Here is a 22,082-nt window from a genome sequence, read left to right as displayed (position 1 = left end):
TGTCATGGTCTGGTAACTGCTCACCGCTCGGTGTTGGGCGAGTTGCGCGTGCCGACTACAGTGCTGCTGGACATCACACGGGTGATGTGACGGGTGGGCCTGCCGGGCCCTCCGTACACGCGATGTTTGTCTCATGGGGGACGGTGGAGCATGGCTCAGGGTCAGTTCACGATGACCGCACAGGAGATGACGGCCTTCTCCAAGCGGATTGAGGACGCGATCGGCAAGATCGAGCAGGAGCGCGGCAAGCTCAACACGACGGTCGACAACATCACCGGCGGCTGGAAGGGCCAGGCGGCCGACGCCTACAAGACCCTGCAGGGTCAGTTCAACCAGGACATCCAGAAGCTGGAGCAGTCGCTGAAGGCGATCAAGGACGCGATCGACCTGACCACCAAGCACTACGCGGTCACCGAGTCGGACCAGCAGCAGCAGTTCACCGCCGCCCAGGGCGCCTGATCGCGCACCGCGCCGATCGTCGTACTGCCCCGATCCGCCGCCCTGCGGGGTGCCCGCCGCCGTCGGCGGGGCGCCTCGCCCCCATGTCTTAGGGAGACATCGTGAGCGACCACATCCTCGTCAACTTCGAGACCGTCCACAACGCCGCCGAGGAGGTGCGGGGCTCCGCCCACCGCATCGACCAGCTGCTGACCGACCTGAAGAAGGACGTCCAGCGCGTCGCCGCCAGCTGGCAGGGTGCGGCCCAGGAGGGCTACAACGCCCACCAGGCCCAGTGGGACCAGCGCGCCGCCCACCTGCAGCAGGTCTGCTCGCAGATCGCCGGCTCGCTGGACAAGGCCGCGCAGAGCTACCGGTCCACCGAGGACGCCAACGCCAAGCTCTGGCAGCACTGACCGCGCGTTCGAACGGCAGGGGGCGGGTACCCGGATTCCGGGCACCCGCCCCCGCCGCGCGACACGGATGGACGACATGAGGGGTGGCAGGGTGTCCGGACGCGGGTTCCGCAGGACGGCCGCGGCGCTGGCCGCGCTCGCGGTGCTGGGCGGTCCGCTCGCCGCCCCGGCGCACGCGGACGGGCCCGGGCTGGCCGCCGCGGGCGACTGCCCCAAGAACGCGCCGGACGTGCAGACCGTGCCGTGGTCGCTGCAACGGCTGCTGCTGGACGAGCTGTGGCAGGGCGGGAGGACCACCGGCAAGGGCGTGAGGGTCGCGGTCATCGACACCGGGGTCGACAACCGCAACCCGCAGCTGGCCGTCAAGGTCCCGGACCCCGACAGCAGGGCCGACAACCCGCCGCTGGTCGACAAGGTGCTGGCGGGCCCCAGCCTGCTGGTCGACAAGGAGAGCAGGAAGCCGGTCGACGGCACCTCCGTGAACGACACGGTCGGCCACGGCACCAAGGTGGCCGGCATCATCGCCGCCGGCCGGAGCGACCGGACCGGCTTCGTCGGGCTGGCCCCGGACGCCCAGATCTACTCGATCCGGCAGAACGACAGCGAGGGCAACGGCGACGTCTCCACCCTCGCGACGGCCATCCGCGAGGCGGTCAAGGCCGGGGCCAGGGTCATCAACATCTCCCAGGACGTGCGCGGCGCGGGCGACACCCACTTCGGCGGCTACCAGGAGCTGAAGGCCGAGATCCAGACCGCCGAGGAGAAGAACGTCGTGGTGGTCGCCTCCACCGGCAACGACGGCAAGGAGGGCGACACCTACCCGGGTGCCTTCCCGACCGTGCTGGCCGTCGGTGCCTCCGACCGCAACAACGAGCGCGCCCCGTTCTCCCAGTACGGCTCCTTCGTGAAGGTCGCCGCGCCCGGCGTCGACATGCTGTCCACGGTGCCCGGGGGCGGCCAGTGCGTGGACAACGGCACCAGCTTCGCCGCCCCGTACGTCTCCGGGCTGGCCGCGCTGCTGATCGGCGCCCACCCGGACTGGAAGGCGGCCCAGGTGCGGGCCTGGATCGAGCAGACCGCCCAGCGCACCGAGCGCGACCCGAACCAGTACGTCGGCTGGGGCGTGGTGGACCCGGTCAGGGCCGTCACCAAGGCCCCCGACGTCGCGCCGGCCGAAGCCCGCCCGGACGCCCCCGTGCAGCTGGCCGCCGCCCCGATCGTGCCCCGGCCGGTCGGCCTCGGCGAGACCCAGGCCGACCGGGACGGCCGCACCGCGACGTACGTGGTCGGCGTCGGGGCGCTGCTGGTCGCGCTGCTGATCGGCGGGGGCGTGGTGCTGCGCGACCGCCGTCGCCGAGGGTCCGCCGACTGACCGTCGGAGGAAATCCGGAACACCTGTAACACCAAGGCCTCCTCGCCGCATCCATGAAGTGTCAGCGGGTACGGACACGGGGGAGCAGCGCACATGGGGTGGATCGGCGGTCGCCGCGAGGCCAAGGACGCCGAGTTCCTGGAACTCGTCTCCAGCCGCAGCGGGCACCTCTACCGCTCGGCCTGTCTGCTCACCAGCGGCGACACCCACTACGCCGAGGACCTCGTGCAGGAGGCCCTCAGCCGGATGTACGTGCTCTGGCGGCGCAGCGCCTTCACCGGCGGCCGGCACCGGATCGACAATCCGGCGGCCTACGTCCACACCGTCATGGTGCGCACCTTCATCGCCCAGCAGCGCCGCCGTTCCAGCGGTGAGCGCCCGACCGTGGACCTGCCGGAGCAGGAGGACCGCGATGCGGACAGCAGCCTGCGGCTGACCCTGCTCGACGCGCTCGGGCGGATGCCGCCCAAGGACCGCGCCGTGCTGGTGCTGCGCTACTGGGAGGACCGCAGCGTCGAGGAGACCGCCGAGGTGCTGCGCTCCTCCTCGGGCGCGGTCCGCACCCGGACCAGCCGGGCGCTGGCCAGGCTGCGCACCCTGCTCGGCGACTCGCTCGCCGAGCTCGCCGACCGCTGACCGCTGAGCCGACCGCCGACCGTCGATCGCCGACCGCCGACGAGACGTCGCGCCGAGCACTGACCAGTTCCAGCACTTCCACCACGCCACGCAAGGAGACGGTGATCAGCCATGTCCGAGCCGGACAAGTTCGAAGACGATCTTCTCTACGCCCTCACCCGTACCGGTGAAGGGTTCCGCACCGAGCAGGCCGACCTGGTCGCGGGCGGGTACCAGCGGGGCCGCAGCCGCTGGCGCCGCCGTTCGACCGCCGCGGTGGTCGGCGGCGCGGCCGCGCTGGCCCTGGTGGGCACCGGCGCGTTCTACCTGACCGGCACCACCCCCGCGGCCACGGGCACGGTGGCCGCCGCCTCCTCCGGGACGGGGAGCCCGGCCGGCACGGTGGCCCCGGCCGCCGCGGCGACCCCGTCGGCGACGGTGATCACCGGGGACGAGGTGCTGGCCACCCTCCAGGCCCTGCTGCCCAAGGGCGAGGTGTCCGACGCCAAGGGGCACGGGAGCGACGAGAACCGGGGCAAGTACGTGGACGCCAACCTGGTCTTCGACGACGGCCAGGGCAAGTCGCTGCTGGGGATCAGCATCCAGAAGCACCGCGCCAAGGACGTCCAGCCGCGCACCTGCCCGGCGGACCTCAAGCGCGCCTCGATGGACTCCTGCTCCGTCACCGTCCTGTCGGACGGCTCCAAGCTGTTCCTCAGCCAGGGCTACGAGTACCCGGACCACCGGGCCACCACCAAGGACTGGATCGCGGTGCTGACCCGTCCGGACGGCGGGGACATCTCCCTCAGCGAGTGGAACTCGCCGCAGGAGAAGGACGCTCCCGACAGCCGCCCCAACCCGCCGCTCACCCTGGACCAGCTGAAGGCCGTCGTCACCGACAAGTCCTGGGACCGGGTCGTCGCGGCACTCAAGTACGACGGCGTCGACATGGAGGCGATCGACCCGGGGCTGTCGCTGGCGGACCGTGAGGCCGTCCTGACCGGGCTGCTGCCCGCCGGGGTGACCGTCACCGACCGCAGGAGCCACGAGCTGACCGCCGTCTTCGAGCTGGCCAGGGGCGGGAAGACCGGCTCGCTGTCGCTCCAGATCGACAACTGGGCGAAGGCCCCCGACGACCGGCCCGGCCCGGAGGCGTTCACGGGCGCGGTCACCCTGCCCGACGGGACGAAGCTCGTGGTGCGCGGAGCGGAGGGCAACAACGCGAAGGCCCCGCTGGTCGCGGACGCGTTGCGGCCGGACGGCGTGCAGGTGCTCGCGCTGGAGCCGAGCGACAAGCAGCTGCTGACCGTGGAGGAGCTGAAGGCGATCGCCACCAGCCCGGCGTGGAAGCCCAAGAAGTAGCGCGGACGTGGCAGTGCCCCGGGCTGGGGGAGCCCGGGGCACTGCCGTGTGGGGGAGGGGTTGGACGTCAGTCCCGCTGGTCCTCGGGGAGGCTGATCACCCAGTGGGTGTCCTGCCGGGGGCGCAGGTAGAACAGCCAGTAGAGGGTGGCGGCGGCGGTGATGCCGCCGGTCCACAGCAGGGGCTCGGCGTCCAGCTTGGTCATGATGTAGACGAGGAGGACGACGAGCAGCGCCGGGATGACCGGCCACAGCGGCATCCGCCAGGCGGCGGCGTGCTTGTGGTGGCCGCGCCGGGAGAGCAGCGAGGCGATCGCGACCAGCAGGTACATCGCGGTGACGGCGACGCCGGTGATGTTGCTGAGCAGCTCGCCCCTGACGAAGCAGAGCGCGGCGCCGGGCAGGCCGACCGCCAGGGTGGCGACCCACGGGGAGCCGAAGCGGCCGAGGGTGCCGAAGGCCTTGTTGACCGGCTCGGGCCAGGCCTTGTCGCGGGCGGAGGCGAACAGCACCCGGGAGTTCTGGATGACCATGACGATGCCGGCGTTGATGATGGCCAGCGCGATGCACAGGCTGATGAAGGTGCCGACCGCGGAGTTGCTCCAGGCGGTGACCATGCCGGAGATGTCGCCGGAGGCCAGGGTCTGGAGGTCGGGGGCGCCCATGGTGATGGCGGCGACCGGGATCAGGATGATGGCGCTGGAGAGGCCGAGCGTCCACAGCACGGTGCGGGAGACGGTGCGGCGGGGGTTCTCCAGCTCCTCGGAGAGGTAGACGGCGGTGGAGAAGCCCTGGGTGGCGAAGAGGGCGATGCCGAGCGCGCCGACGATGGCGCCGATGCCGACCGGGCTGGCGACGCCGCCGTCCCCGGCGACCACGCCGTGCAGCAGGCTCGGGTGGTCGGCGTTGGTGTGGGCGAAGCCGAGCACGGAGACGACGCCGGCCGCGATGACCTCCAGGACCAGGAAGATGCCGGTGATCCAGGCGTTGGCGCGCAGGTCGAGCAGGCCGGCCAGGGTGGCGGCCAGCATCACCGCGGCGCCGGCGATCGGCTTGTCGACGTGGAGGACGGGCGCCAGGTAGTCGGCGGTGCCGAGCGCGATGACCGAGGGGACGATCATCACCACGATGAGCGACTGGATGAAGACCAGCCAGCCCGCCAGCCGCCCTGCCAGGGTGCCGACCATCGCGTACTCGCCGCCGGCGCTGGGGATCAGGGTGCCGAGTTCGGAGTAGCAGAACGCGACCGCGACGCAGAGCACCGAGCCGATGGCGATGGCCAGGGCGGTGGCGCTGCCGATGCTGGAGAACAGCTCGGGCACGATCACGAACAGCGTCGAGGCGGGCGTGACGCAGGACAGCGTGAGCAGTGTGCCGCCCACGACGCCGATCGAGCGCTTGAGCTGCTGGGGCGCGGCCGCCTCGGCCGCCGTGGCGGCTACGGTCTGTGGCGGGCGAAGCGTGTCGGTCATGTGGCTTCCGATCGGCTCTGTGCGGTGCTGGAGTGGGAGCGGTATCGCCTCCGCTGGCTGGTTGCTCGGGTCCTGTCCGGTCGCTCCCGGGCCGCAATGGAACCTCGGGCGTATTGATTGCGTCAACGCCGGAACTGCTTCGGAATCCGTTGCGGTCAGGGGTATGGACATGCGATCCGATGATCACATAGGGTCATCGCACTCTTTGTCCGACTTGTTACCTTGGCCGCATAGGGCGTGAATCAAAGGTGAACGGCGTGTTGCACGCCACCATTCAAAGGTATTGCTCCGGTTAGACGACGACACGCCCAGGCACCCGGGAAGTGCCCGGCAACTCCCGGTCCTGGTGCGGGAACCGCAGCCCGACCCGGGAAAGATCTAGGTAACGTTTCGGCACCTGGGACGCCGAAGGGGTCGGACTCCCGGAGCCCGACCCCTTCGATCACTTTCCGTGACTGCCCGCCCGGTCAGGACACCGGCAGCCAGCCGGTCTGGACCATCTGCCCGGCGGTCACCCGGCGTGACACGAACACCCCGCGGCCCGGCGGCAGCGGCTGCGGCTTGACCGTCCCCAGCAGCGCGCCCTCGTCCCGGTTGCCGGACAGGATCACGCCCTGCCCGCCCAGCTCGCGCATCCGCTGCATCACCGGCTCGTACAGCGAGCGTCCGGCGCCACCCGCGCTGCGGGCCACGATCACCCGCAGGCCGATGTCCCGGGCGAACGGCAGGAACTCGGCCAGCGGCGCCAGCGGGTTGCCGGAGCCGGTCGCGACCAGCTCGTAGTCGTCGACGATCACGAACATGTCCTTGCCGCTGTACCAGCTGCGGTTGCGCAGCTGCTCGGCGGTCACGTCCGGGCCGGGCAGGCGGCGGGCGCAGGCCCCGCGCAGCATCTCCACGACGGCCGACATGGCCGGCTGCGCGGCCGCGTACTCCACCAGGTACTCCGGCGGCACGGTGCCCAGCAGCGAGCGCCGGTAGTCGCCGACCACGATGCCCGCCTGGTCCGGCGTGTAGCGCTCGGTGATCTGCTTGACCAGCATGCGCAGCAGCGCCGACTTCCCCGACTCGGTGTCGCCGAACACGATGAACAGCGGGTCGGTCTCGAAGTTGACGAAGACCGGCGCCAGCTCGGCCTCGTCCACGCCGAAGGAGACGCCGCGCTCCGGCTGCTCGAAGCCCTTCGGCAGCGAGAGCCCGTCCAGCACGGACGGCAGCATCCGTACCTGAGGGGCGCGCGGGCCGCTCCAGGCGCCGTCGATCGCGCCGACCAGCCCGGACACGCCGTCCTGCAGGTCGTCCACCGAGGAGGAGCCGTCCAGGCGCGGCAGGCCGGCCAGGAAGTGCAGCCGCTCCGCGGTGATGCCGCGCCCGGCCAGCGCCGGGACGTTCTGCGCCACCCGGCGGTCCACCTCGGACTCCATCGGGTCGCCGAGCCTGAGCTCGATCCGGTTCTGCAGCAGGTCCTTCAGCGCCGGGCGCACCTCCGCGTACCGGGTCGCGGTGACGACCAGGTGGACGCCGTAGCCGAGCCCGCGCTGGGCGATGTCGCCGATCACCGGCTCCAGCGCCTCGAACTCCTGCTTGAAGGTGTTCCAGCCGTCGATCACCAGGAACACGTCGCCGAAGGCCTCGTCCGGCAGCTGCCCGGCCGCCCGGCGGGCCCGGTAGGTGGCGATGGTGTCGATCCCGACGGCCCGGAACAGCTCCTCGCGCCGGTTCATCACCCCGTGCACCTCGGAGACCATCCGGCGCACCTTGTCCACGTCCAGGCGTCCGGCCACCCCGCCGACGTGCGGCAGCCCGGACAGCGACTGGAAGCTGCCGGCGCCGAAGTCCAGCAGGTAGAACTGCACCTCCAGCGGCGTGTGGGTGAGGCCGAAGGAGGCCACCGTGGTGCGCACCACGGTCGACTTGCCCGAGCGCGGGCCGCCCACGACCAGGCCGTGGCCGGCCGCCCCCGAGTAGTCGACCTCCATGATGTCGGTCTTCTGTTCGCGCGGCTTGTCCACGACGCCGACCGGCACCCGCAGCCGGCCGCCCGGGAAGCCGGGCGCGGTCAGCCCGCGCTCCGGGACGACCTGCAACGGCGGCAGCAGGTGGTCCATGCTCGGCGCCTCGTCCAGCGGCGGCAGCCACACCTGGTGCGCGGCCGGGCCCTGGCCGGACATCCGCTGGACGAACACGTCCAGCACGGTGTCCACCAGCGCGTCGTCCTGCTCGGGCACCTGCGGCGCCTCCTCCTCCACCGGGTCCGGCAGGTCCACGTAGGCCGCGGTGAACTCCACCGGGTGGGCGTTCACCCGACGGCCGCCGGTCGACCGCTGCTGCCCCGGCGCCCGGTACGGCCCCGAGACGTACGCGGCCTTGAACCGCTCCATCACGTCCTCGCCGAACTTCAGGTAGCCGACGCCCGGCACCGGCGGCAGGTGGTACGCGTCCGGCACGCCGATCGCCGCCCGCGACTCGGCCGCGGAGAAGGTGCGCAGACCGATCCGGTACGAGAGGTAGGTGTCCAGGCCGCGCAGCTTGCCCTCCTCCAGACGCTGAGAGGCCAGCAGCAGGTGCACGCCCAGCGACCGGCCGATGCGGCCGATCTGGATGAACATCTCGATGAAGTCCGGCTTGGCGGTGAGGAGTTCGGAGAACTCGTCGATGATCAGCACCAGCGAGGGCAGCGGGTCCAGCGCCGCGCCGGCCGCCCGGGCCCGCTCGTACTCGTGGATGTTGGCGTAGTTGCCCGAGCGGTGCAGCAGCTCCTGGCGGCGGTGCAGCTCGCCCTCGATCGCGTCGCGCATGCGGTCGACCAGGGTGAGCTCGCCCTCCAGGTTGGTGATCACCGCGGAGGTGTGCGGCATGTCCGCCATGCCGGAGAAGGTCGCACCGCCCTTGAAGTCGGCGAGCACGAAGTTGAGCGTCTCCGAGGAGTGCGTCATCGCCAGCGCCAGCACCAGCGTGCGCAGCAGCTCCGACTTGCCGGAACCGGTCGCGCCCACGCACAGGCCGTGCGGGCCCATGCCCTCCAGCGCCGCCTCCTTGATGTCCAGGTGGACGTGCTCGCCGTTCGCGCCGACGCCGATCGGCACCCGCAGCCGCTCGTGCTGGGCGCGCGGGCGCCAGCTGCGGCCCACGTCGAAGGAGCCCGGATCGCCCGAGCCCATCAGGTCGGTGAAGTCCAGGTTGGACAGCAGCGGTTCGTCGTCCCCGCCCGCCGAGATCCGGTACGGCGCCAACTGCCGTGCCAGCGCCTCGGACTGCCACACCGAGAGCAGGTCCGGCTTGCCGGTGTACGTCGCCCCGGAGGCCGAACGCAGCACCAGCTCCTGCGGGGTGACCGTCACCATCAGGTGCCCGCTCGGCTCGTCCACCTCACCCGGGACGACCTCGATGACGGTCACCCCCTGCATGCCCTCGGGGCTGGCCAGCAGCGAGTCGTGCGGCACCCCGGCGCCGTCCATGACCACCACCAGGTGCGGCTGGTCCGCGGCGGGCGCCGCGTCCCGGATGAACCGCTGGCGGCCGGACAGCTCGTCCTGCAGCAGGTACTCCAGGTCGCCCAGGTCGGTGGCGCTCAGCCGGCGCGAACCCGCGCCGTCGGCCTCCTTGCGGTGCTGGTTGTGCGGGAGCCACTTGGTCCACTCCCACTCCTCGGCCGCACCGGGCGCCGCCGCGACCGCCACCAGCAGGTCGTCCGGCGAGTGCAGGGTGGTCAACTGGGCGATCATCGCGCGCACGTTGCCGTACACCGAGTCCGGGTCCCCGCACACCGTGATGTGGTAGAAGGCCCGCAGCGACACCGCCAACGGCAGGTCCTGCAAGGTGCCGTGGGCCTTCAGGAAGGAGTGCATCGCGGCCGCCGACAGCGGCTCCAGCTCGTCCATCGGCGCGGTCTGCGGCGCCACCAGCGGGGTGGACAGCTGCACCGGCCCCAGCCCGACCCGGATCTGCGCGAAGTCGCCGTCCCCGGTGCGCCGTTCCCACAGCCGCCGGCCGTCCTCGACGATCGACCACAGCTGGTCCGGCGCCGGGTTCAGGAACAGCAGCGCGCCGCGCTGGCGCTCCGCCGTGCGGCGCACCTGACGGCGCGTCTGCTGGAGGTACTTGAGGTAGTCGCGCCGCTCGTCCGCCATCGCGGTCGAGCCGCCCTTGCGGGCCCGCACGATCTGGGCCAGCACCATGCCGACCGTCGAGGCGATCATCAGACCGCCCATGATCTTCATCGGGGCCTGGGCGCCGGGGGAGAAGAAGAACACCGCCGAACCGCCCATGCCGAGCATCGGCAGGATGCTCATCAGCCAGTCCTCGCCGCCCTGCCGGGGCAGTTCGGGCGGAGTCACCAGCTCCACCGGCTCGTCCGGCACAGTCGGCGGATAGGCCCTGGCCGGTCGCTTGACCGTGATCACACCCATGTGTCATCCACCCCGCGGCGTCGCTCGATCACTTCGGCATCGGCCCCCACGCGACTGCGTACGGCCCGTACGGGATTCCGTGACTGAGGACGCCCCACACAGCGCAGCCCCCGTACCTACCCGCCCTTGCGCAGGCGCCGATCCTACATAGCGGCGCGTGCGGCCGGTCGCCCCCGCACCGCCCGCCGGGCCCAGGCCCGTGACGGCGGCGGGCACGGACCGAGCGGGTAGGGTAACGCCGCGCCAACTCGCGGCCCGGCCGGGCCGGTTCCACAGCCACACCGAGCGCCGCCGTGCCTCGGCACCGTCAACAAGGGGGAGCGCCAAGTGCGTCGAAGGACCATCGGGGCGGAAGCGGCATGAGCGGGCGGAGCGAGCCCATCATCGAAGGCCGCGCATCGTGCGGAGCGCCTGCCGAGCGAAGCGGGGCGGAAGCGTGAGCACTGCCGCGACCGGCTACTGCCGGGTGACCGTCGTCGCGCCGGACCGCCGAATCGACGTCGCCCTGCCCGAGGACGTCCCGCTCGCGGACGTGTACCCCGAGGTGCTGCGCCTGGCCAACCAGAACCAGCCCGACGGCACCCCCACCGGCTTCCACCTGGTCCGCCGCGACGGCACCGTGCTCGACAGCGGCCTGCCGCTGGCCGCCCAGCAGGTCCGCGACGGCGACCTGCTCGCGCTGCGCCCCTTCGCCGAGTCCCTCCCACCGGCCGTCTACGACGACGTCGCCGACGCCATCGCCAGCGCCGTCGAGGCCGACCGCCGGTTCTGGACCGCCGAACTCATGCGCGGCTTCGGCCTGATCGGCGCCGGGGTGCTGCTCACCCTGCTCGGCTTCGCGCTCTGGTTCTCCGACCTGCGCCACGACATGCACGGCCTGCCCGGCGTCCTGGCCGGCGTCACCGCCGTCGTCCTCGCCGCGCTCGCCGGCGTGCGCGCCCGGGTCTACCAGGACGCCCACGCCGCCCTCGCGCTCGGCCTCGGCGCCCTGCCGCACGCCATGATCGGCGGCAGCGGCGTCATCGCCGTCGCCCACCGGTGGGACGGCCCCGGCCGGCTCCAGTTCCTGACCGGCTGCGTCGCCGTCCTGGTCGTCGCCGTGCTGCTGGCCGGACTGCTGCCCGAGAAGGACGCGGCCTTCGTCGCCGCCGCCCTGGTCGCCACCGCCGGTGCGCTCGCCACCTTCGCCGCCGTCCTGCTGCCCGACACCCCGGCCGGGCACATCGCCGCCGTCACCGGCGTCGCGGCCGTCGCCGCGGTCGGCTTCCTGCCCAGCCTCTCCGCCCGCTTCGCCCGGCTGCCCGTCGGCTTCAGCGCCCCCGGCCAGACCCGCACCCGCAGCCGCGACTACGACGAGGAGGCCGAGCGCGCCGAGGCCGTCCAGTACGAGCGGATCGCCCACCAGGCCCGCCGCGGCCACGAGGTGCTGGTCGGCCTGGTCGGCGGCTGCGCCGCGGTCGTGGTCGGCGCCTGCGCCGTCCTGAGCTTCACCGACCGGACCTTCCCCGAGCTGCTCGCGCTCGCCCTCGGCCTGGCCACCATGCTGCGCGCCCGGCTGTTCCGCTACACCGCGCAGGTCCTCAGCCTCACCGTCGCCGGGCTGCTCGGCCTGTGCCTGCTGATCGTCGGCCTGTCCCTGCACACCCCGCAGTTCTTCCTGCGCGCGGCCGGCTCCGCCACCGAACTCGACCTGCGCACCATCTGGCTGGCCGCCTCCATCGCCTTCGGCGCCGCGCTGCTCACCGCGATAGCCCTGGTGGTGCCCCGGCTCGGCGTCTCCCCGTTCTGGGGGCGCATCCTGGACCTGGTCGACAGCCTGACCCTGATCGCGCTGGTGCCGCTGGCGCTCGCCGTCCTGGACACCTACCGGCTGGTCCGCGGCGCCACCGGCTGACCGGAGACCCCCGCCGTCCACCGCCGTCCACCCGCCGTCCGGCCGGGTGGGCGGCACTGGTACGCTTGGCCTCCGAGCGCAGCCGTGTGTCCACCCCGTCGCGGGGTGCGGACCGCCGGCCGCGCTCACGACACCGAGTTCTCGATGAGTCCTGTGTTGTCGACCAGGACCGCTCGGTAGACCTTGAAGGAGTTGCAGTGGCTCTCGCCTCTGACGTCAAGAAGCAGATCATCGCCGAGTTCGGCCAGAAGGAGGGCGACACCGGCTCCCCCGAGGTCCAGGTGGCCATGCTCTCCCGTCGCATCTCGGACCTGACCGAGCACCTCAAGACCCACAAGCACGACCACCACTCCCGCCGTGGTCTGCTGATCCTGGTCGGCCAGCGTCGCCGTCTGCTGCAGTACCTGGCCAAGAAGGACATCGAGCGCTTCCGTACGCTCGTCGACCGCCTGGGCATCCGCCGCGGTGCCGCCGGCGGCGCCCGCTGAGAACGCCGCTCGGGGCGGCTCCCCACACCGGGGAGCCGCCCCTCGCGCGTATGCCGCGGCGGTCGCACCGCGGCGCCCGGACCTAGCAACCCGGACATAACAACTCGCGCGCACCTCCCCAGGTGGCCGAGGATTGCACCGTAGGGTTGTGGGCATGCCGGGTGATGGCGCACCAGCGCGCCACCCGGGCATGAGGACCCGAACCCCCCGCGGGACGAAGGCTTCAAACGGAAGCCGCCCGCATCCGAGAGAGCGTCCAGACGCGGACCGCCCGTCCCGGCCCGGCAGCCGTGAGGCGCCGGTCCTCGGTAGTGGCCCCCGGAACCCCCGCCGACACGCGCGGGGCACCCCGGAGGCTTCGATCGAAGACCGGCCCGACTGCCGCCCTCCCTGACAGGAGGGCCCCCGGGGCCAACGCGGAGGCAGTGCGCGGGGACGCTCTCCCGGAGACGTACGAAAGAGGAGATCTTCCAGGTGGAAGAGAACGTGTTCTACGCCGAGGCCGTGATCGACAACGGTTCCTTCGGCACCCGTACCATCCGCTTCGAGACCGGCCGCCTGGCCCGTCAGGCCGCCGGTTCCGCCGTGGCCTACCTGGACGACGACACCATGGTGCTGTCGGCCACCAGCGCGTCCAAGCAGCCGAAGGAGCACTTCGACTTCTTCCCGCTGACCGTGGACGTCGAGGAGCGGATGTACGCCGCGGGCCGCATCCCCGGCTCGTTCTTCCGTCGCGAGGGCCGGCCCTCCGAGGACGCGATCCTCACCTGCCGCCTGATCGACCGCCCGCTGCGCCCGTCCTTCGTCAAGGGCCTGCGCAACGAGGTCCAGGTCGTCGTCACCGTGATGGCGCTCAACCCCGACCACCTGTACGACGTGGTCGCGATCAACGCCGCCTCCGCCTCCACCCAGCTGGCGGGCCTGCCGTTCTCCGGCCCCATCGGCGGCGTGCGCGTCGCGCTGATCAACGGCCAGTGGGTCGCGTTCCCGACCCACACCGAGCTGGAGTCGGCCGTCTTCGACATGGTCGTCGCCGGTCGCGTCCTGCCGGACGGCGACGTCGCGATCATGATGGTCGAGGCCGAGGCCACCGACAAGACCATCAAGCTGGTCGAGGGCGGCGCCGAGGCGCCGACCGAGGAGGTCGTGGCCTCCGGCCTCGATGCCGCCAAGCCGTTCATCAAGGTGCTGTGCGCCGCGCAGTCGAAGCTGGCCGCCCAGGCCGCCAAGCCGACCGCCGAGTTCCCGGTCTTCCTGGACTACCAGGACGACGTCCTCGCCGCGCTGACCGCCGCCGTCAAGGACGAGCTGGCCCAGGCCCTGACCATCCCGGGCAAGCAGGAGCGCAACAACGAGCTGGACCGCGTCAAGGCGGTCGCGGCCGAGAAGCTGCTCCCGGAGTTCGAGGGCCGCGAGAAGGAGATCAGCGCCGCCTACAACGCGCTGACCAAGAAGATCGTCCGCGAGCGCGTCATCAAGGACAAGATCCGCATCGACGGCCGCGGTGTCACCGACATCCGCACCCTGGCCGCCGAGGTCGAGGCGATCCCGCGCGTCCACGGCTCCGCCCTGTTCGAGCGCGGCGAGACCCAGATCCTGGGTGTCACCACGCTGAACATGCTCCGCATGGAGCAGCAGCTGGACACGCTCTCCCCGGAGACGCGTCGCCGCTACATGCACAACTACAACTTCCCGCCGTACTCGGTCGGCGAGACCGGCCGCGTGGGCTCGCCCAAGCGCCGCGAGATCGGCCACGGCGCCCTGGCCGAGCGCGCCATCCTGCCGGTGCTCCCCACCCGCGAGGAGTTCCCGTACGCCATCCGCCAGGTCTCCGAGGCGCTCGGCTCCAACGGCTCCACCTCGATGGGCTCGGTCTGCGCCTCCACCATGTCGCTGCTGAACGCCGGTGTGCCGCTGAAGGCCGCCGTCGCCGGCATCGCCATGGGCCTGATCTCCCAGGAGATCGACGGTGAGACCCACTACGTCGCGCTGACCGACATCCTCGGTGCCGAGGACGCGTACGGCGACATGGACTTCAAGGTCGCCGGTACCCGCAACTTCATCACCGCGCTGCAGCTCGACACCAAGCTGAACGGCATCCCGGCCTCCGTGCTGGCCGCCGCGCTGAAGCAGGCCCGCGACGCCCGCCTGCACATCCTCGACGTGATGAACGAGGCCATCGACTCGCCCGACGAGATGTCCCCGAACGCGCCGCGCATCATCACCATCAAGATCCCGGTGGACAAGATCGGCGAGGTCATCGGCCCCAAGGGCAAGATGATCAACCAGATCCAGGAGGACACCGGCGCCGAGATCACGATCGAGGACGACGGCACCATCTACATCGGTGCCGCCGACGGCCCGGCCGCCGAGGCCGCCCGCACCACGATCAACCAGATCGCCAACCCGACCATGCCGGAGGTCGGCGAGCGCTACCTGGGCACCGTGGTCAAGACCACGACCTTCGGCGCGTTCGTCTCGCTCATGCCGGGCAAGGACGGCCTGCTGCACATCTCGCAGATCCGCAAGCTCGCCGGTGGCAAGCGCGTGGAGAACGTCGAGGACGTCCTCGGCGTCGGCGCCAAGGTGCAGGTCGAGATCGCCGAGATCGACCCGCGCGGCAAGCTCTCCCTCATCCCGGTCATCGAGGGCGAGGAAGGCGGCGAGGCCGCTTCCGAGTGAAGCGCCGCTAGCTGACCCTTGCGGCCCGTACGCCTCCCGGCGTGCGGGCCGCACCCTGTTGTCCACGCGTTCGTCCGCACGCGCCCTCCGCGTGCGTTTCCTCTGGAGGTACCCCCCGTGGCCCTGGCCCCGGCGGTAACGCAGCGACCCGGCAGCACCCGGACCCTGCTCAAGGGCGTCGACGGCGCCGGCACGGTGCGCCGCACCGTGCTCCCCGGCGGCCTGCGGGTCGTCACCGAGACCCTGCCGACGGTGCGCTCAGCGACCTTCGGCATCTGGGTCGGCGTCGGCTCGCGGGACGAGACCCCGCAGCTCAACGGCGCCACCCACTACCTGGAGCACCTGCTCTTCAAGGGCACCGAGCGGCGCAGCGCGCTGGACATCTCGGCCGCCCTGGACGCGGTCGGCGGCGAGATGAACGCCTTCACCGCGAAGGAGAACACCTGCTACTACGCCCGGGTCCTGGACACCGACCTGCCGCTGGCCATCGACGTGGTCTGCGACATGGTGACCGGCTCGCTGATCCGCACCGAGGACGTGGAGGCCGAGCGCGGCGTCATCCTTGAGGAGATGGCGATGGCCGAGGACGACCCGGGCGACGTGGTGCACGACCTGTTCGCCAAGGTGGTCTACGGCAGCGGCCCGCTCGGCCGTCCGATCCTCGGCACCCAGGAGACCATCAAGGCGCTCACCCGGGACCAGATCGCCGGCTTCTACCGCCGCCGCTACCGTCCGGAGAACCTGGTCGTCGCCGCGGCCGGCAACCTGGACCACCGCAAGGTCGTCCGGCAGGTCGAACAGGCCTTCGCGCAGGTGCTGGCGGCCTCCACCGCCGCGCCCGCCGAGGCCCGCCGCGGCGTCAAGGCGCTGCGCACGGCCGGTAGGGTCGAGGTGCTCAACCGCTCCACCGAGCAGGCCCACCTGGTGCTGGGCGTGCCCGGGATCCCCCGGCACGACGAGCGCCGCTGGGCGATGGGCGTGCTCAACGCCGCGCTCGGCGGCGGGATGAGCTCCCGGCTGTTCCAGGAGGTCCGGGAGAAGCGCGGCCTGGCCTACTCGGTGTACTCGTACTCCTCGTCCTACGCGGACAGCGGCCTGTTCGGCATCTACGCCGGCTGCCAGCCCAAGCGGGTCGAGGAGGTGCTGAAGATCTGCCGCGCCGAGCTGGCCAAGGTGGTCGAGGAGGGCATCACCGAGGAGGAGCTGCAGCGCGCGATCGGCCAGATCTCCGGCTCCACCGTGCTGGGCATGGAGGACACCGGTTCGCTGATGAACCGGATCGGCAAGGCGGAGCTCAGCTACGGCCACCACCTGTCGGTGGACGACATGCTGGAGCGGATCGCGGCGGTGACCCTGGAGGACGTCCACGAGGTGGCCCGTGATGTGCTGGGCGCGTACCGGCCGTCGCTGGCGCTGATCGGTCCGGTCACCGACAAGCGGGCCGCCCGGCTCGCCGATCTGCTGGTCTGAGATTGCCTTGTCTGAGAGGAATTTCGCTATGACGCTGCGTGTCGCCGTGATCGGAGCCAACGGACGGATCGGCTCGGAGGCGGTCAAGGCCGTCGAGGCCGCGCCCGACCTGGAGCTGGTCGCCACCCTGGGACGCGGGTCGAAGCTGGAGGAGCTGACCGAGACCGGGGCCCAGGTCGCCGTCGAGCTGACCCACCCGGACTCGGTCATGGGCAACCTCGACTACTGCCTGCACCACGGCATCCACGTGGTCACCGGCACCACCGGCTGGACGGACGAGCGGCTGGCCACCGTCCGGGGCTGGCTCGACCAGGCCCCGGAGCTCGGCCTGCTGATCGCGCCGAACTTCTCCATCGGTGCGATCCTCGGCATGAGGTTCTCCCAGATCGCCGCCCGCTACTTCGAGTCGGTCGAGGTGGTCGAGCTGCACCACGACCACAAGGCCGACGCCCCCAGCGGCACGGCCACCCGCACCGCGCAGCTGATCGCCGCCGCCCGCGCCGAGGCCGGCCGGCCGAAGCAGCAGGACCCGACCACCCACAGCCTGCCCGGCGCGCGCGGCGCCGACGTGGACGGGGTGCCGGTGCACGCGGTACGACTGCGCGGCCTGCTGGCCCACCAGCAGGTGATGTTCGGCGACACCGGCGAGACCCTCACCATCCGGCACGACTCGCTGCACCACAGCAGCTTCATGCCGGGCATCCTGCTCGGTGTGCGCAAGGTCGTCGAGACGCCGGGGCTGACCTTCGGCCTCGAACACTTCCTGGACCTGTGAGCCCGACATGACCTCCCGTACCGGTTTCTTCGTCCTGTCCGGCGTGCTGCTGCTGGTCGCCCTGCTCTGCGTGGGCGAGGGCGTCCAGCTGGTGGCCACCGGAAAGCCGCTCGGCATCGGCATCGGGATCTGCGCCTTCGTGATCCCGGTGATCGGCGTCTGGTTCCTGCGCCAGACCGTCCGCTTCGGCCGGGCCAGCGAGCAGCTTGCCCGGGAGCTGGAGGCCGAGGGCGGCCTGCCGGTGGACGAGTTGAAGCGCACCAGCGGCGGACGGATCGACCGGGCCTCGGCCGACGCGGTGTTCGCCCGCCGCCAGGCCGAGGCGGAGGACGCTCCCGGCGACTGGCGGGTGTGGTTCCGCCTCGCCGTGGCCTACGCCGACGCCGGCGACACCCCGCGCGCCCGCAAGACCATGCAGCACGCCATCAAGCTGCACAGCACCGAACCCGCAAGGAGTAACGCGTGAGCGACGAACCGACGGCCCCCAGCTTCCGCAGCGACGTGACGGTGGAGCTGGTCCGCAGCGCCGCCTCCGACTCGGACGTCATCTGGGCGGCCCGGGTCTCGACCGCGGGGGAGCAGTCCCTGGAGGCCCTCCGGCAGGACCCGGAGAAGTCCAAGGGCCTGATCAACTTCCTGATGCGCGACCGGCACGGCACGCCCTTCGAGCACAACTCGATGACCTTCTTCATCAGCGCGCCGATCTTCGTGTTCCGGGAGTTCCACCGGCACCGCAGCGGCTGGTCGTACAACGAGGAGTCCGGCCGCTACCGCGAGCTGCAGCCGGTCTTCTACGTCCCGGGCGAGGACCGCAAGCTGGTCCAGCAGGGCCGGCCGGGCAAGTACGAGTTCACCGAGGGCACCCCGGAGCAGCACGCGACCACGGCCGGGGCGATGGAGGCCGCGTACCGCGAGTCCTACGCCCGCTACCAGGAGATGCTCGAAGCCGGCGTGGCCCGCGAGGTGGCCCGCGCGGTGCTGCCGGTGGGCCTGTTCTCCTCGATGTACGCGACCTGCAACGCGCGCTCGCTGATGCACTTCCTCTCGCTGCGCACCAAGCGGGAGAACTCGGCGGTGCCGTCCTTCCCGCAGCGCGAGATCGAGATGGTCGCCGAGCAGATGGAGCAGCAGTGGGCGGAGCTCATGCCGCTCACCCATGCGGCCTTCGAGCAGCACGGCCGGGTCGCCCCCTGACCTGGGAAGACAGGCATACGGGCCGAGTGTCTGGCATGTCTGGATTGCGGCTTTTCTAGCCGCTCCCTACATTCGTGACCACGGATCCCGGTGCTGCCCGAACCCCCGAGCGGGCAGCACCGGGATCCCACCTCCCCGGCCTGTATCCAGCGCTCCCCGCGCCTGCCCCTGTCCGAACCCCGGACCGGTGTGAGTACCGCCCCACCGCCTACGAGTAGCTTTGGACGCATGGCTCCGACCTCCACCCCCCAGACACCGTTCGGCCGGGTGCTGACCGCGATGGTCACCCCGTTCACCGCCGACGGCGGACTCGACATCGACGGCGCCCAGCGCCTCGCCACGCACCTCGTCGACTCCGGGAACGACGGCCTCGTCGTCAACGGCACCACCGGTGAGTCCCCGACCACCAGCGACGCCGAGAAGGCCCAACTCGTCCGCGCCGTGGTGGAGGCGGTCGGGGACCGGGCCCACGTGGTGGCCGGTGTCGGCACCAACGACACCCACCACAGCGTCGAGCTGGCCCGACAGGCGGAGGCCGCCGGGGCGCACGGCCTGCTGGTCGTCACGCCGTACTACAGCAAGCCCCCGCAGGAGGGCCTGTACCGGCACAACGTCGCCGTCGCGGACGCCACCGGGCTGCCGGTCATGCTGTACGACATCCCGGGCCGCAGCGGGGTCGCGCTGAGCCACGAGACGCTGGTCCGGCTCGGCGAGCACCCGCGGATCGTCGCCAACAAGGACGCCAAGGGCGACCTCGGCGCCGCGGCCTGGGCGATCGCCCGCTCCGACCTCGCCTGGTACTCCGGCGACGACATCCTCAACCTGCCGATGCTGTCCGTCGGAGCCGTCGGCGTGGTCAGTGTCGTCGGGCACGTGGCGGCCGGTGAGCTGAAGGCGATGATCGAGGCCTACCTGGCGGGTGATGTGGCCAAGGCCACCGCGATCCACCAGGGCCTGCTGCCCGTGTTCACGGGTATGTTCCGCACCCAGGGAGTGATCCTCACCAAGGCCGCGCTGGACCTCCAGGGCCTGCCCGCCGGACCGCTGCGGCTGCCGCTGGTCGGAGCGACGGCCGAGGAGATCTCCCGATTGAAGCAGGATCTCGCCGCCGGCGGGGTACACCTGTAGCAGACACAGACGTGCGCGCCCCGGCTCGCCGGGCCCTCACGGGTCCGCCGCTGGACCGGACCGAAGGCGCGAGAGCACCGACCCAGTAGGAAGCAACGACACTGAGTACGCACGCCATATGTCACCAGGGGGAGGACCCCGGGCATATGGCGTGCGTCGTGAGGAGAGTCTTTTGAGCCACCCGCACCCCGAGCTCGGCACGCCCCCGGCACTGAAGCAGGGCGCCCTCCGCATCACCCCGCTCGGCGGCCTCGGCGAGATCGGCCGCAACATGACGGTCCTTGAGTACGGGGACCGCATCCTGATCATCGACTGCGGCGTCCTCTTCCCCGAGGACGAGCAGCCCGGCGTGGACCTGATCCTCCCGGACTTCAGCTACATCCGGGACCGCCTCGACAAGGTCGACGGCATCGTCCTCACCCACGGGCACGAGGACCACATCGGCGCCGTCCCCTTCCTCCTGCGGGAGAACCCGGACATCCCGCTGATCGGCTCCAAGCTGACCCTGGCCCTGATCGAGGCCAAGCTCGCCGAGCACCGCATCCGGCCGTACGTGCTGGAGGTCAAGGAGGGCGAGCGCGAGCGCATCGGCCCCTTCGACTGCGAGTTCATCGCGGTCAACCACTCCATCCCGGACGCCCTCGCCGTGGCCGTCCGCACCCCCGCCGGCATGGTCGTGGCCACCGGCGACTTCAAGATGGACCAGCTGCCGCTGGACGGCCGCCTCACCGACCTGCCGACCTTCGCCAAGCTGGCGGAGGAGGGCATGGACCTGCTGCTGGTGGACTCCACCAACGCCGAGGTCCCCGGCTTCATCCCGCACGAGCGGGACATCTCGGCGGCCCTGCGGAACGTGTTCGCGAACGCCGACAAGCGCATCATCGTCGCCTCCTTCGCCAGCCACGTGCACCGCATCCAGCAGGTGCTGGACGCCGCGCACGAGTACAAGCGCAAGGTCGCCTTCGTCGGCCGCTCGATGGTCCGCAACATGGGCATCGCGCGCGACCTCGGCTACCTGAAGGTCCCCGGCAACATGATCGTCGACGTCAAGCAGCTCGACGACCTGCCGGACAAGGAGGTCGTGCTCATCTGCACCGGCTCCCAGGGCGAGCCGATGGCGGCGCTGTCCCGGATGGCCAACCGCGACCACCAGATCCGGATCGTCGAGGGCGACACCGTCGTCCTGGCCTCCTCGCTCATCCCGGGCAACGAGAACGCGGTCTACCGCGTGATCAACGGCCTGACCCGCTGGGGCGCCAAGGTCGTGCACAAGGGCAACGCCAAGGTGCACGTCTCCGGCCACGCCTCGGCCGGTGAGCTGCTCTACTTCTTCAACATCTGCAAGCCGCGCAACCTGATGCCGGTCCACGGCGAGTGGCGCCACCTGCGGGCGGCCGCCGAGCTGGGCGTCGCCACCGGGGTGCCGCGCAACCGCGTGGTCATCGCCGAGGACGGCGTCTGCGTCGACCTGGAGGGCGGCGTCGCCCGGATCGTCGGCAAGGTGCAGGCCGGCTACGTCTACGTGGACGGCGCCTCGGTCGGCGACATCACCGAGGCCTCGCTCAAGGACCGCAAGATCCTCGGCGAGGAGGGCTTCATCTCGGTCTTCGTCGCGGTCGACTCGACCAACGGCAAGATCGTGGGCGGCCCGACCATCCAGGCCCGCGGCTCCGGCATCGAGGACAACGCGTTCGTCCCGGTCGCCGCCAAGCTCCAGGAGGCCCTGGACCGCTCGGCGAGCGACGGCGTGCTGGAGCCCCGTCAGGTGCAGCAGCTGGTCCGTCGGACCATCGGCAAGTGGGTCGCGGACAACTACCGCCGTCGGCCGATGATCCTGCCGGTCGTGGTCGAGGTCTGAGCCTCGTCCGGCCCCTGCTGAGGCCGGTTTGACGTGGGGCAGCCCGGTGCGTAATGTTCTCCGGGTTGCCCCACGGGACGAGCCCCAAGGGATTTCTCGAATCTGAATTCGAGAATGACCGGGAAAACGGACCGAGAAACTCTGATAGAGTTCGGGAGCGCCGAAAGGCGAAAGCGAATCGGATGAATGAAGCTCCGGAAAACGGAGCGGAAAACATCTGATAAGCTGGAAACACGAAAGAACGAAGCGCCCGGAGGGCCCGCTGGAAGGCGGCTCGAAGGAAGCGTCCGTTCCTTGAGAACTCAACAGCGTGCCAAAAGTCAACGCCAGATATGTTGACATCCCCGGCCTCGATCGTCTGATCGGGGTTGGAGATTCCTTTTGAAATAACACTAGCGAGGACGCAGTGCGCGGGATCACCCTATTCCGGTGGTTGCCGTGCCGCTCAACGCGGGTGTGAACCCGATTACGGGTAAACATTCACGGAGAGTTTGATCCTGGCTCAGGACG

General features: G+C 71.1%; 16 protein-coding genes. 14 read left to right on the top strand and 2 right to left on the bottom strand.

The window, feature by feature from the left end; genetic code table 11:
• The first annotated feature begins 150 nt into the window (after window positions 1-150).
• The 5 genes from RZ50_RS02450 to RZ50_RS02430 all read left to right on the top strand — a co-directional run bounded on the left by RZ50_RS02450 (window position 151) and on the right by RZ50_RS02430 (window position 4,203).
• On the top strand, window positions 151-459 hold the full coding sequence (locus tag RZ50_RS02450; protein WP_196952385.1) for a WXG100 family type VII secretion target: 309 nt from the start codon (window positions 151-153) through the stop codon (window positions 457-459).
• A gap of 101 nt (window positions 460-560) precedes the next feature.
• A complete protein-coding gene (locus RZ50_RS02445) occupies window positions 561-854 on the top strand; it encodes a WXG100 family type VII secretion target (protein ID WP_196952386.1) in 294 nt (97 codons plus the stop codon).
• Between the two features lie 76 nt (window positions 855-930).
• Window positions 931-2,226, top strand: coding sequence for a type VII secretion-associated serine protease mycosin (gene mycP / locus RZ50_RS02440; protein ID WP_196952387.1), 1,296 nt, complete (start codon window positions 931-933; stop codon window positions 2,224-2,226).
• A gap of 93 nt (window positions 2,227-2,319) precedes the next feature.
• Window positions 2,320-2,862: a SigE family RNA polymerase sigma factor gene (locus tag RZ50_RS02435; protein ID WP_196952388.1), complete on the top strand. Its 543-nt coding sequence runs from the start codon at window positions 2,320-2,322 to the stop codon at window positions 2,860-2,862.
• A gap of 111 nt (window positions 2,863-2,973) precedes the next feature.
• Entirely contained in the window at window positions 2,974-4,203 is a 1,230-nt protein-coding gene (locus tag RZ50_RS02430) for a hypothetical protein (protein ID WP_196952389.1), read from the top strand.
• A 67-nt stretch (window positions 4,204-4,270) separates the two neighbouring features.
• Here RZ50_RS02430 and RZ50_RS02425 read toward each other — a convergent pair whose 3' ends face one another.
• Together RZ50_RS02425 and eccCa are read right to left on the bottom strand one after the other, a co-directional pair.
• Window positions 4,271-5,674: an APC family permease gene (locus RZ50_RS02425; RefSeq protein WP_196952390.1), complete on the bottom strand. Its 1,404-nt coding sequence runs from the start codon at window positions 5,672-5,674 to the stop codon at window positions 4,271-4,273.
• Window positions 5,675-6,141: 467 nt separating this feature from the next.
• A complete protein-coding gene (gene eccCa / locus RZ50_RS02420) occupies window positions 6,142-10,083 on the bottom strand; it encodes a type VII secretion protein EccCa (protein ID WP_196952391.1) in 3,942 nt (1,313 codons plus the stop codon).
• Window positions 10,084-10,519: 436 nt separating this feature from the next.
• Between eccCa and eccD the strand changes: the two genes are divergently transcribed.
• The 9 genes from eccD (at window position 10,520) to RZ50_RS02375 (ending at window position 21,572) form a co-directional block, all read left to right on the top strand.
• Window positions 10,520-11,977: a type VII secretion integral membrane protein EccD gene (gene eccD, locus RZ50_RS02415; RefSeq protein ID WP_196952392.1), complete on the top strand. Its 1,458-nt coding sequence runs from the start codon at window positions 10,520-10,522 to the stop codon at window positions 11,975-11,977.
• A 197-nt stretch (window positions 11,978-12,174) separates the two neighbouring features.
• Window positions 12,175-12,465, top strand: coding sequence for a 30S ribosomal protein S15 (gene rpsO / locus RZ50_RS02410; protein WP_196952393.1), 291 nt, complete (start codon window positions 12,175-12,177; stop codon window positions 12,463-12,465).
• A 474-nt stretch (window positions 12,466-12,939) separates the two neighbouring features.
• Window positions 12,940-15,147 (top strand): polyribonucleotide nucleotidyltransferase, encoded by a 2,208-nt coding sequence (locus RZ50_RS02405; RefSeq protein WP_196952394.1) that lies wholly within the window; start codon window positions 12,940-12,942, stop codon window positions 15,145-15,147.
• Window positions 15,148-15,264: 117 nt separating this feature from the next.
• Window positions 15,265-16,617, top strand: a complete 1,353-nt coding sequence (locus RZ50_RS02400) for a pitrilysin family protein (RefSeq protein WP_308271230.1) — start codon at window positions 15,265-15,267, stop codon at window positions 16,615-16,617.
• A gap of 28 nt (window positions 16,618-16,645) precedes the next feature.
• The gene (gene dapB, locus RZ50_RS02395; protein WP_196952395.1) at window positions 16,646-17,392 is read left to right on the top strand and encodes a 4-hydroxy-tetrahydrodipicolinate reductase; all 747 of its coding nucleotides are present in this window, start codon (window positions 16,646-16,648) and stop codon (window positions 17,390-17,392) included.
• A gap of 7 nt (window positions 17,393-17,399) precedes the next feature.
• Window positions 17,400-17,858: a tetratricopeptide repeat protein gene (locus RZ50_RS02390; protein WP_196952396.1), complete on the top strand. Its 459-nt coding sequence runs from the start codon at window positions 17,400-17,402 to the stop codon at window positions 17,856-17,858.
• Window positions 17,855-18,586 carry an FAD-dependent thymidylate synthase gene (gene thyX, locus RZ50_RS02385; RefSeq protein WP_196952397.1) on the top strand — a complete coding sequence of 244 codons (732 nt, stop codon included), beginning with the start codon at window positions 17,855-17,857 and terminating at the stop codon, window positions 18,584-18,586. Before RZ50_RS02390 ends, thyX begins: the two co-directional genes overlap by 4 nt.
• Before the next feature lie 228 nt (window positions 18,587-18,814).
• On the top strand, window positions 18,815-19,714 hold the full coding sequence (gene dapA, locus RZ50_RS02380; protein ID WP_196952398.1) for a 4-hydroxy-tetrahydrodipicolinate synthase: 900 nt from the start codon (window positions 18,815-18,817) through the stop codon (window positions 19,712-19,714).
• Between the two features lie 172 nt (window positions 19,715-19,886).
• Window positions 19,887-21,572 (top strand): ribonuclease J, encoded by a 1,686-nt coding sequence (locus RZ50_RS02375; RefSeq protein ID WP_196952399.1) that lies wholly within the window; start codon window positions 19,887-19,889, stop codon window positions 21,570-21,572.
• Window positions 21,573-22,082 lie beyond the last annotated feature (510 nt).

Origin of the sequence: Kitasatospora sp. SUK 42, from assembly GCF_015776785.2 — a bacterium.
Lineage (GTDB): Bacteria > Actinomycetota > Actinomycetes > Streptomycetales > Streptomycetaceae > Kitasatospora.
Note: the sequence above shows the minus strand (reverse complement) of the source record. Positions and strands in the feature narration are given on the sequence as shown.

Excerpts from the sequence above, each read along its gene's own strand:
- RZ50_RS02435 (WP_196952388.1), top strand. The coding sequence starts at position 2,320 with ATGGGGTGGATCGGCGGTCGCCGCGAGGCCAAGGACGCCGAGTTCCTG.
- eccCa (WP_196952391.1), bottom strand. The coding sequence starts at position 10,083 with ATGGGTGTGATCACGGTCAAGCGACCGGCCAGGGCCTATCCGCCGACT.
- mycP (WP_196952387.1), top strand. The coding sequence starts at position 931 with ATGAGGGGTGGCAGGGTGTCCGGACGCGGGTTCCGCAGGACGGCCGCG.
- RZ50_RS02430 (WP_196952389.1), top strand. The coding sequence starts at position 2,974 with ATGTCCGAGCCGGACAAGTTCGAAGACGATCTTCTCTACGCCCTCACC.
- RZ50_RS02390 (WP_196952396.1), top strand. The coding sequence starts at position 17,400 with ATGACCTCCCGTACCGGTTTCTTCGTCCTGTCCGGCGTGCTGCTGCTG.
- dapA (WP_196952398.1), top strand. The coding sequence starts at position 18,815 with ATGGCTCCGACCTCCACCCCCCAGACACCGTTCGGCCGGGTGCTGACC.
- RZ50_RS02450 (WP_196952385.1), top strand. The coding sequence starts at position 151 with ATGGCTCAGGGTCAGTTCACGATGACCGCACAGGAGATGACGGCCTTC.
- dapB (WP_196952395.1), top strand. The coding sequence starts at position 16,646 with ATGACGCTGCGTGTCGCCGTGATCGGAGCCAACGGACGGATCGGCTCG.
- RZ50_RS02425 (WP_196952390.1), bottom strand. The coding sequence starts at position 5,674 with ATGACCGACACGCTTCGCCCGCCACAGACCGTAGCCGCCACGGCGGCC.